This is a genomic window from Flavobacterium phragmitis, assembly GCF_900112575.1.
GTDB classification, from domain to species: domain Bacteria; phylum Bacteroidota; class Bacteroidia; order Flavobacteriales; family Flavobacteriaceae; genus Flavobacterium; species Flavobacterium phragmitis.
On the sequence record NZ_FOMH01000009.1, the window covers coordinates 244,900 to 257,205 of the forward strand.

At 36.1% G+C, this 12,306-nt stretch carries 6 protein-coding genes; all 6 read left to right on the top strand.

Annotated elements, in window-relative coordinates:
* Positions 1-68 precede the first annotated feature (68 nt).
* The 6 genes from BM289_RS16980 to BM289_RS17005 all read left to right on the top strand — a co-directional run bounded on the left by BM289_RS16980 (position 69) and on the right by BM289_RS17005 (position 12,108).
* Positions 69-1,088 carry an isoaspartyl peptidase/L-asparaginase family protein gene (locus BM289_RS16980; protein WP_091495721.1) on the top strand — a complete coding sequence of 340 codons (1,020 nt, stop codon included), beginning with the start codon at positions 69-71 and terminating at the stop codon, positions 1,086-1,088.
* A gap of 215 nt (positions 1,089-1,303) precedes the next feature.
* A complete protein-coding gene (locus BM289_RS16985) occupies positions 1,304-3,616 on the top strand; it encodes a beta-N-acetylhexosaminidase (RefSeq protein WP_091495722.1) in 2,313 nt (770 codons plus the stop codon).
* 190 nt (positions 3,617-3,806) lie between these two features.
* Complete coding sequence (locus BM289_RS16990; RefSeq protein WP_091495723.1) at positions 3,807-5,660, top strand: glycoside hydrolase family 35 protein; 1,854 nt, start codon at positions 3,807-3,809, stop codon at positions 5,658-5,660.
* 37 nt (positions 5,661-5,697) lie between these two features.
* Entirely contained in the window at positions 5,698-7,182 is a 1,485-nt protein-coding gene (locus BM289_RS16995; RefSeq protein ID WP_091495725.1) for an alpha-L-fucosidase, read from the top strand.
* An 11-nt stretch (positions 7,183-7,193) separates the two neighbouring features.
* Positions 7,194-9,434, top strand: coding sequence for a GH92 family glycosyl hydrolase (locus BM289_RS17000; RefSeq protein WP_091495819.1), 2,241 nt, complete (start codon positions 7,194-7,196; stop codon positions 9,432-9,434).
* A 13-nt stretch (positions 9,435-9,447) separates the two neighbouring features.
* On the top strand, positions 9,448-12,108 hold the full coding sequence (locus BM289_RS17005; protein WP_091495727.1) for a glycoside hydrolase family 3 protein: 2,661 nt from the start codon (positions 9,448-9,450) through the stop codon (positions 12,106-12,108).
* Positions 12,109-12,306: the final 198 nt, after the last annotated feature.

The window sequence follows — 12,306 nt, forward strand, 5'->3', positions numbered from 1 at the left end:
TTATTACTGATTAATTTAGCAACATTAAGAACATTTTGTTTCTGAAAGTTGAATTAAAACCAAAAGACATGTCAAATAGAAGAGATTTTATTAAGAAAACAACTTTAGGCACCTTAGCCATAAGTTCTGTTTTGGGCGTAAGCGGATTTGCTGCGAATCATGAAAATGAAGTTGAAGAGCCAAAAGAAAAAAAGCAGACAAAACCAATTATTATTTCGACATGGAATCATGGTTTGCCTGCGAATAAAGAATCTTGGAAAAATCTAAAAGAAGGAAAATCGGCTTTGGATGCCATCGAAGCCGGAATGAAAATACCTGAAGCCGATCCGAATGTACGCAGTGTTGGTTATGGAGGATATCCGGATCGCGAAGGGAAAGTTACTCTTGATGCCTGTATTATGGATCACAACAGTAATTGCGGTTCAGTTTGTTTTCTACAAGGAATCAAACACCCAATTTCTGTTGCAAAAAGAGTTTTGCAAAACACACCTCACGTAATGTTAGCAGGGCAAGGTGCATTGCAGTTTGCTTTGTCTGAAGGTTTTAAAGAAGAAAACTTACTAACGCCAGAATCGGAAAGAGACTGGAAAAAATGGCTGGAAGATTCCAAATATAAGCCAGTCATTAACATCGAAAACCACGACACTATAAGTATGCTAATGTTAGACCAAGAGGGCAATCTTTCTGGCGGCTGTACCACAAGTGGAGCAGCTTGGAAAATGCACGGACGCGTCGGTGACTCCCCAATAATCGGCGCGGGTCTTTTTTTGGACAACGAAGTGGGTGCAGCAGCAGCAACAGGTTTAGGAGAAGCCGTTATTAGAACTGCTGGAAGCGCAATGGTGGTTGAATTAATGCGTCAGGGAAAATCGCCTTATGATGCTTGTAAAGAAATCACAGAGCGTATTTACAACAAACATAAAAACCACAAAGACATGGAATATCTGCAGGTTGGTTTTATTGCTTTAAATAAAAATGGTGAATATGCAGGCTACAGTCTAAGATCAGGATTTAATTACGCTGTTTCTGATGATGCAAAAGGTCACAGAATGGAAGACGCGAAATTTAAAATGTCTTGGGATAAATAATTATTACGTTTAGAACTTTGCCAAAGTTTTACGCAACAGTTTGTCATTTCGACTGAAAGGAGAAATCGCACTCGGGATTCGACAAAGATTGGCGACATTCAGTGAGGAGTCTCTAGTGCGATTTCTCCTTTCAGTCGAAATGACAAACAAAAACTAAAAAAACACCTCTCTTAGGTTTTAACAACAAACCACACAGAGAAACCAAAAAACAAAAAATGAAAAAGTTACTATTCCTATTAACCCTAATCTCGTCAATTTTCTCGTCTAACGCGCAGAAAGTGTATACGGAAAGTGATATTCGTATCATTCCGAAACCAACTCAGACTCTTATTAAAACTGGTGTTTTTGAATTTACAAAAGATACAAAGTTTGTCGTTAACGGTGATTTTCAGAAAAGTGCTGCAGATGCTTTAGCTTCTAAATTTGGAACTGCAGCAGGATGGAAACCAGAAGTGACTACAAAAGCTTCTGCGAGTAATTATGTTTTACTAAAAACAGATCCGAATTTAAAAAATGAAGCTTATGTTTTAGATGTAAATCCGACCAATATTACTATTTCTGCGAAAGGAAATAATGGTTTTCTATACGCTCTAGAAAGCATCAGACAATTACTTCCTGAAGCAATCGAAAGTCAGTTCGCGATTACTTCTGCAAAATGGCAGATTCCAAGTTTAACAATAAATGACGAACCTCGTTTTAAATGGAGAGGTTTAATGTTGGATTTATCGCGTCATTTCTTTGATAAAAATTATGTTTTAGCCACAATCGATCGTTTGGCAGCACATAAAATGAATGTTTTACACATGCACTTAGTTGACGATCAAGGCTGGAGAATTGAAATAAAAAAATATCCAAAACTGACAGAAGTTGGTGCCTGGAGAGTAGATCAAGAGAATTTATCTTGGAATGCTAGACTTGCTGTTACAGCTGATCAAAAAGGAACTTACGGTGGATTTTTCACGCAAGAGGAATTAAAAGAAATCGTAAAATATGCCGCTGCAAAAGGAATTGAGGTAATTCCGGAAATCGAAATGCCAGCGCACGTGAGCAGTGCAATTGCATCTTATCCTGAATTAGCTTGTTTCGATCAGAAAATTGGAGTTCCGTCAGGCGGAGTTTGGCCTTTGACTGATATTTACTGTGCGGGAAAAGAAACAACATTTGAATTTTTGCAAAATGTAATTGACGAAGTGATTACCATTTTCCCTTCAAAATATATTCATATTGGAGGTGATGAAGCAACTAAAACCAATTGGGCTAAATGTCCACATTGCCAAAAAAGAATTAAAGACGAGCGTTTAAAAAGCGTTGAAGAATTACAAAGTTATTTTGTAAAACGCATGGAAAAATATATCAACTCAAAAGGTAAAAGAGTCATCGGTTGGGATGAAATTTTAGAAGGCGGTTTGGCTCCAGATGCAACAGTAATGAGCTGGAGAGGAATGAAAGGTGGCATCGAAGCGGCAGATCAAGGCCACGATGTGATCATGACACCAGAAACACCTTGTTATTTCAACTTTTACCAAGGGCCACAAAACGAAGAACCTTTAGCTTTTGATGCTTACAATCCGTTAAGCGAAGTCTACAAATTTGATCCTGTAGTTGCTACAATGACGCCACAGGAAGCTGGACATGTTCTAGGCGGACAAGCTAATTTATGGGCAGAATATATTACGGGACCAAAAGATTCTGAGTATATGATTTTCCCAAGATTAGCGGCTTTATCAGAAACATTATGGAGTCCGAAAGAAAAGCGCAATTGGAATGATTTTACAGCAAGATTATTTTCAATGTTCAAGCGTTACGATTATCAGGGATTAAATTATGCGAAAAGTGCTTATTTGGTAACCGCTTCTTCAACAGCTGATTTAGGAAATAAACAAATCAAAGTAGAGTTGAAAAATGAGTTCCCAAATCCTGACATCCGTTATGTTTTAGGAAACCAAAGCATTGATCATCATGCTATAAAATATACAAGTCCAATTGAAATTAGAGAAACAACAGTTTTAAAAGCTTCTTTATTTCAAGATGAAAAACCTGTTGGAAAGACATTTACAGATACTATTGTTTTCCATAAAGGATTTGCGAAAAAAGTGAAATACTTAACGCCTTACAACGATAATTATAAAGGAGATGCCAGTACGATGGTAAATACCATTCGCGGAAGCAAAAATTTCCATGATGGACAATGGCAGGCTTGGCTGGTTAATGATATGGAATTGGTAATTGATCTTGAAAAAGTTGAAAACATCGAGCAGGTAATTGTTGGAGCTTTAGAAAGTCAGGGAGCAGGCGTTAATTTTCCAATTCAGGTGAAAGTATTGATTTCTACTGATGGGATAAAATACACTCAGGTTGGAAAAATAGTTCGTCCGTATGCTGTAAATCCAGTTCCGGAATTGAAAGATTTCAAAATTAATTTCCAAAAACAAAATGCACGTTTTGTGAAAGTAATCGGTGGCAACTTAAAGAAAAGTCCAAAAGGAGAAAGCTCTTGGTTGTTTGTGGATGAGATTTTGGTGAATTAATTTTTTTAAACACATAGAAGCATAGTTTTTTTCTTTTGAAACTTGTTAAAAGAATTTAGAAAGAAACTAGTTTCCGACACATAGCTTAACGTGAAATACTTGTGAGGGCTTTGTCAAAGTTTCAAACTTTGACAAAGCTTTAAAGCCAAGTTTGTCATTTTAAGTTTATAAATGTATAATCTGAAAAAAAATGAATAAGACATTATTTAAGCTCGGAGTATTATTGATTTGTTTGATGCCGTTTTTTGCAAAGGCGCAAACAAAAGGATTTTCTATATCTAATGGAGAATTTAAAAAAGATGGGAAAATTATAAAAATACATTCGGGCGAAATGCACTATGAGCGTATTCCTAAAGAATATTGGAGACATCGATTGCAGATGCTTAAAGCTATGGGATTGAATACCGTGGCAACTTACGTGTTTTGGAATTATCACGAAATAGAGCCAGGTGTATGGGATTTTAAAACAGGAAATAAAGATTTAGCAGAGTTTTTACGTATTGCTAAAAGTGAAGGATTATTTGTAATTCTAAGACCAGGCCCTTATGCTTGTGGTGAATGGGAATTTGGAGGATATCCTTGGTGGTTGCAAAATAATCCAGATTTAGTAATCCGTACCAATAACAAAGCATTTTTGGAAGCTTGCAAAACGTATCTGGAACAATTGTATGCAGTGGTAAAAGGAAATTTTGCTAATCAGGGAGGTCCAATTATTATGGTTCAGGCGGAAAACGAATTTGGTTCTTATGTTTCTCAAAGAACTGATATTAGTGCTGAAGATCATAAAGCATACAAAACAGCCATTTACAATATGCTTAAAGAAACGGGGTTCCCAGAGCCATTTTTTACTTCTGATGGTACTTGGCTTTTTGAAGGCGGAAGCGTTGAAGGAGTATTACCAACTGCAAATGGAGAATCAAATATAGAAAATTTAAAAAAGCAGGTTGATAAATTCCATAAAGGACAAGGACCTTATATGGTGGCAGAGTTTTATTCTGGCTGGTTGGATCATTGGGCAGAACCATTTATTAAAATTGGATCTGAGGAGATTGCAAGCCAAACCAAAAAGTACCTTGATGCAGGTGTTTCTTTTAATTATTACATGGTACACGGCGGTACTAATTTTGGATTTACCTCTGGTGCAAATTATAATGAAGAAATGGATATTCAGCCGGATATTACAAGCTATGATTACGATGCGCCTATTAGTGAAGCAGGTTGGGCAACACCAAAATTCATGGCTATTCGTGAAGTAATGCAAAAATATTCTAAAACAAAATTAGCGCCGATTCCAGAGAAAATACCAGTTATAAAATATTTTAATCAGCCTATCAAATCCAGTATGGATGTTTTAAGCTGGATTAAAAAAGAAAAACCTGTTGTAAATGACCATCCATTAACTTTTGAAAAGTTAGGTCAGGGAAATGGATATGTTTTGTATCGAAAAAGATTTACGCAGCCAATTTCTTCTGGCAAATTGAAAATTGAGGGATTAAGAGACTTTGCTACCGTTTATGTAAATGGAGTTAAGGTGGGAGAATTGAATAGAGTTTTCAAAAATTATGAGTTAACTGTTTCTATTCCTTTTAACGGTATTTTAGAAATTCTGGTTGAAAATATGGGACGTATTAATTACGGAGCCGAAATAGTACATAATACTAAAGGTATTATTTCTCCAGTATTCATTAATGAATATGAAATTAGTGGTGGATGGGAAATGTATAAAATGCCGATGAGTGAAGTGCCAGCTGTTAAAAATGAAACCGTAAAACCTGGACGTCCAGTTTTATATGAAGCTACAGTAAACATTGACAAACCAGCCGATACTTTTCTTGATATGACCAATTGGGGAAAAGGAATTGTATTTGTTAACGGACACAATCTTGGACGCTACTGGAAAGTAGGACCACAACAAACACTTTATGTACCCGGCTGTTGGTTGAAAGCGGGCGAGAATAAGTTTGTTGTATTCGAGCAGCTTAACGAAAATACCCCAAAAGAATTAACTTTTACAGATCAACCAATACTTGACAAACTAAACTAAAAAACAAAGAATAAATAAATTATAAATTAGAGTAAAGATGAAAAAAGGAATATTCATGATCGCCCTTTTATTTTCAGCACAAATGTTCTCTCAGGCCATTTATGAAGATGAAAGATACGTACCAGAAACAGATCCGGCAGTATTAAAAAACTTAGACGAATGGCAAGGCAAAAAATTTGGTCTGCTAATGCACTGGGGAACTTACAGCCAATGGGGAATTGTAGAATCCTGGTCTATCTGCCCTGAAGATTACGGATGGTGTGAACGTAAAAAAGGAAGTAATCCGTCTAATTATAATGATTATATCAAAGACTACGAAGGATTAAGAAAAACATTTAATCCTGTGAAATTTGATCCTGCAAAATGGGCTAAAGCGGCTAAATACGCGGGAATGAAATACATGGTTTTTACCACCAAACATCATGACGGTTTCAATATGTATGATACGAAATACTCTGATTACAAGATTACGAGTAAAGATGTTCCTTTTCATACTAATCCTAAAGCAGACGTTTTAAAAGAAATTTTCAACTCTTTTAGAGGTGAGGGTATTTCAACCGGAGCGTATTTCTCAAAACCAGACTGGCATAACGAAAACTACTGGGATCCTTATTTTCCGCCATTCGACAGAAACGTAAATTACGATCCGTCATTATACCCAGAAAAATGGCAGAAATATGTTGATTTCACACACAATCAAATCTTAGAAATCTTAACGAACTATGGTAAAGTTGATATTTTGTGGTTAGATGGTGGATGGGTTAGAAAAAGAGATCAAGTGAATATCAAAGAAAACTACGACGAGAAATTTACGGAGAACGAATCTAAAAACGGTTTCATCAAACACAGAGTGGTAGATCAAGATCCAAAAATGGATGAATTAGTGATAAAAGCGCGTCAGAAACAACCAGGTTTAATTGTTGTGGATAGAGCGGTTCACGGTAAAAACCAAAACTACTTAACTCCAGAAGGACGTGTTCCTGCTAAAACGTTGCCTTATCCTTGGGAATCTTGTATTCCTGCTGGCGGAGGATGGTCTTATTCTCCAGGTGCTCAATACATTACAGGAAGACAAGGAATTCATTTATTGATTGATATTGTGGCAAAAGGCGGAAACTTATTATTAAACGTTGCGCCAAGTCCAGAAGGAGAATGGGATAAGGGAGCTTACGATTTATTGCAAGCTTACGGTGATTGGATGAAAGTAAACAGCACAGCGATTTACAACACAAAACCAATCGAGCCTTACAAAGAAGAAAACATCTGTTTTACACAAAATAAAGCAGGAAATGTATTTGCATTTTATTTAGCTAAAGACGGAGAAGATAAAATTCCTGCTGAAATTACAGTAAAATCAATCAGTCCTAAAAAAGGAACAAAAATTACGATGTTAGGTTCTAAAACTTCTTTAAAATGGACCAAAGAAGGAAACGGATTTAAAGTAATTATTCCAGAAAGCTTAAGAAATAATCTTCCTGCGAAAGAAGCTTGGACTTTAAAAATCGAAGCTATCAACAGATAAAAATGAAACCTATGGTTTTAAATACAAATAAATTTCAAACAGCATGTATTTTTTGCATGCTGTTTTTTAGCATTACTATTTTTGCGCAGGAACCTGCCGATTTTGTAAATCCGTTTATTGGAACTTCTAATTACGGTGCGGCTTTTCCCGGGCCAATTGCGCCGCGCGGAATGGCAAGTATTAGTCCGTTTAATGTAGCTGGAGTAAAAAATACACCGATGGAAAAAGACAGTCAATGGCTTTCGAATCCGTATGTGAATGAGAATACTTTTTTGACCGGATTTAGTCAAGTGAATTTAAGCGGAGTTGGCTGTCCAGATTTGGGTGTTATTTTATTGATGCCAACAACAGGAAATGTAGAAATCGATCATTTAAAATATGGCTCGACTTATTCTAATGAAGTTGCCAAAGCGGCGTATTACAGCGTAAACATAGACAAGTACAAAGTAAAAGGCGAATTTACCACTTCAAAACGAGTGGGAGTGAGCAGATTCACTTTCCCGAAAGGGCAATCTAATATTTTACTAAATCTTGGATTGGGATTAACAAATGAAGAAGGCGCCATGATAAAAGTGGTTTCTTCCACAGAAATTGAAGGAATGCGTTCGGTTGGTTCGTTTTGTTACAATAGTCCAGAAGATGCTTATCCGGTTTATTTTGTGGCTCAATTTTCTAAACCTGCCCATAAATTTGGAGTTTGGAAAAAAGCGGCAAAATACAACGGCGTTGAAGCACAATGGATGGGTTACAATGGGAAAGCGAGAATAATGGAAAATACCATTAAAACTGTAGTAGGTGACAGTATTGGAAGTTATTTTACGTATAAATTCGACAAACAAGAAATGGTTGAAGTGAAGATCGGAATTTCGTACGTAAGTATTGAAAATGCTCGTGAAAACTTAGCAAAAGAAGTGGGCAACAGATCTTTTGATGCAATTTACAAAGAAACCTACAACGAATGGAACGAAGAGTTGTCTAAAATTTTGGTTGAAGGCGGTACAAAAGATGACAATACGATTTTCTACACAGCTTTGTATCACACTTTAATTCATCCAAATACTTTAAATGATATTAACGGACAATATCCTGTAATCAAAAGAACTAAAATTGCTAAAACCGATGACACCCGTTATACCGTATTTTCTTTATGGGATACGTACCGAAATGTACACCCATTGATGTCTTTGGTTTATCCAAAACAGCAATCTGATATGGTAAAAAGTATGTTGAATATGTTTGATGAAAACGGCTGGTTACCCAAATGGGAACTGAATTCGACTGAGACTTTTACTATGGTTGGAGACCCTGCAAGTATTGTAATTACAGATACTTATATGAGAGGAATTCGTGATTATGATGTTAATAAAGCCTATTATGCGATGTTGAAAGGCGCAGATAATGTTGAAAATAATCCACTTCGTCCGGGATTGAGAGATTATATTAAAAAAGGATATTTGACAACCGACAACAAAGGGCCGGTTTCTACAACTCAGGAATATAATATTTCAGATTATTCTATTTCGCTTATGGCCAACGAATTTGGAGACAAAGACAATGTAAAACGTTTTAAAGAACGTTCATTATCTTATAGAAAATTATTTGATAAAAACTTAAATCTGCTTCGTCCAAGAACGCCCGACGGAAAATGGTACGAACCTTTTGACCCAAATTCAGGAGCTAATTTTGAAGAAAATGTTGGTTTTATTGAAGGAAATGCGTGGCAATATAATTTTATGGTTCCTCATGATATTATTGGTTTGAAAAAACTAATGGGTGGAGATCAGGCATTTTCAGCACAATTGCAGAAAATTTTCGACACCAAACAATTTGATATGGCCAATGAGCCTGATATTGCCAATCCGTATTTATTTAATTATGTGAAAGGCGAAGAATATAAAGCTCAGGAAATGGTAAAAAAATTGGTTCACGAATATTTCAAAAATGAGCCAAAAGGATTGCCAGGGAATGATGATACGGGAACCATGTCGGCTTGGTTAGTGTATTCGATGATGGGAATTTATCCAATATCGCCGGGAGATCCAATTTACACTATTACAGCACCAATGTTTCATAGAGTGACGATAAAATTAGATCCAAGATATTATAAAAAAGAAAGCATTGTAATTGAAAGACAAATCAATAATGATGGAAAAATCAATTCGATTGAGTTAAACGGAAAATCACTTAACAGCTTTTTTATTTCGCACGATGATTTTGTAAATGGAAATAAGCTTAAAGTGATTCAAAACTAAACACAACACAACTATGTTACAATTAAGAATGAGAAAAACGGCCATTATTTTTGTAATGGCTGTTGGTTTTTTAAACCAAACCCATGCCCAGAAAAAGTATCTGTATCAAGATGCGAAAGCGCCTGTTGAAGACAGAGTAAAAGACTTGTTAAGCCGTATGACGCTTGAAGAAAAAGTACGTCAGATGGATATGTACAGAGGAGATTTTTTTAAAGATAAAGAAGATTTTGCTAAATCTAAATCGGCAGAAAAAATTGGAAAATTAGGAATTGGAGCGATTCATGACCTTTATCCACGTTCTGCGAAAATGATTAATGATTTGCAGACTAATGTAATCAAAGGAAACCGTTGGGGAATTCCAGCCTTGATTATGTGTGAAATGCTTCACGGATATTTAGACGAAGGAAGTACTGCTTTTCCAATGAATATTGGTCTTGGTGCAACTTGGGATGTTGCAACGATGGACAAAGTAGGTAAAGTTATTGGTATGGAAGCCAGAGCACATGGTGTTCATTTTGGTTTTGGACCAAATTTAGATTTAGGACGCGAACCAAGATGGGGACGTGTTGCGGAAACTTTTGGTGAAGATGCTTTCTTGAACAGCGAAATTGGTTTGGCTTTTATTAAAGGATTGCAAGGAGACGATTTAAAATCAGATCGTTCTATTATTGCAGAACCGAAACACTTTGCGGTTCACGGTATTCCACAAGCGGGAGGAAACTCTTCGCCAATTTTGGTTGGAGAACGTTCTGCAAGAGAAGATCATTTACCATCTTTTGAAAAAGCATTCAGAAAAGGCGGAGCTTTAGGAACTATGTGTGCTTATTCAGAGTTAGACGGAATTCCTTGTGCAGCCAATCATTGGTTATTGACAGATGTTTTGAGAAACGAATGGGGTTTTAAAGGATTGGTAGTTTCAGATTTAGGAGCTATCAAATACATTCAAACGACTCACAAAGTGGCTGATTCTCCAAAAGAGGCTATTAGAGAAGCAGTTTCAGCTGGTGTAGATATGCAGTTTTATGATTTTTCAAATGAATTCTGGCAGAGTACTGTTATCGAATTGGTAAATGAAAAGAAATTGACAATGGAAAACATCGACCGTGCAGCGGGAGCAGTTTTGCGTTTGAAATTCTTATTGGGATTATTTGAAAATCCTTACACAGATAAAAATCTGATTAAAGAGCGTTTTCATACTCCAGAAAATCAAGCTGTTGCTTTAGAAGCGGCTCAGAAATCTATGGTTTTATTGAAAAATGAAAACAACACTTTGCCTTTAAGTAAAAACTTGAAAAATATTGCGGTTATCGGACCAAATGCAAATGCTTCAAGATTGGGAGGTTATGCTCCTAAAAATAGTGTTGGAATGACGGTTTATGAAGGCGTTAAGGAATTGGTTGGAAAAACTGCTAATATAGTTTATGAAGAAGGTGTTCCATTGATTGTAAAAGGACAGATTATTCCATCTAAGTATTTATTTACTCCAGACGAATCTCAAAACGGATTAAAAGGAGAATATTTCAATAACAGAAACTTAGAAGGAACTCCGGCATTGACTCGTATCGACAGCCAGTTAGAATTTGATTGGCCTTGGGCACCTGGAGATGGTGTGAATGTGGATGATTTTTCTATAAGATGGACGGGATTCTTAAAATCAGATCAAGCATTGGACGGCTGGTTGGGTTTAAGTTCTGATGACGGAATTAGAATGTATATTGATGATCAATTGGTAATCGACAACTGGACAAAAGGAGCAACAAGCATGGTGACGACTCCAAAAATTATTGAAAAAGGTAAAAAGTATAAAGTCCGCATTGAAATGTGGGAAGGAGGCTGGGGAGCCAGAGCTCATTTCCGTTGGAATTTAGAAAAAGTAAACTTACAGCCAGCAATTGAAGCAGCTAAAAAAGCAGATGTTGCGATTGTGGTTTTAGGTGAATCTAATGAATTGGTTGAAGAAAACAGAGACGTAGCTTCTTTAGACTTATTCGGAATTCAACAGCAATTAATTGAAGAGATTCACAAAACAGGAACTCCGGTAGTTTGTGTGTTATTAAACGGTCGTCCGCTTTCTACAAACTGGATTACTGAAAACATTCCCGCACTTTTAGAAGGATGGTTTCCAGGTGAGTTAGGCGGTAGGGCAGTGGCTGATGTATTATTTGGAGATTACAACCCAGGAGGTAGATTGCCAATCACAGTACCAAAATCAGTAGGACAGTTACCTATATATTATAACCAAAAACCATCTGCAATCCATAAATATGTAGCAGAAAGCGAGCATCCATTATATTCATTTGGTTACGGATTAAGTTATACGAAGTTTGAATATTCTAATTTAAAACTGAATACTACCGAAATTAAGCCAAACGGAGAAGTAAAAGTTTCTGTGGATGTTAAAAACGTTGGAGACAGAGACGGAGATGAAGTGGTTCAATTATATATTAATGATGTTTACAGCAGTACCACTACACCTGAAAAAACGTTAAAAGGATTCAAAAGATTGAATATCAAAAAAGGAGAAATTAAAAATGTTGAATTTACACTTACACCAGAAGAGCTATCTCTTTGGAACAGAGAAATGAAGCGCGTTGTAGAGCCTGGAGATTTCGAAGTTATGGTCGGCGGAAATTCGACGGATTTACTTAAAACTAAATTCAAGGTTTTGAACTAAAAACCTGAAAACGCCGAAGATTTTTCGGCGTTTTTGCTTAAAAAAAAAGAATACAATTATAAAAGGTTAAAATCGATTAGATAAATAGAGTTTTGCCCTTTAAAATAAGGAAGAGATGGATTACAAATGAAAACGTTTTCTTTCAATTTTCAGGCAAACTTTCACCAACACCTTTGCAAAATGGTCATTTGTCGAAAT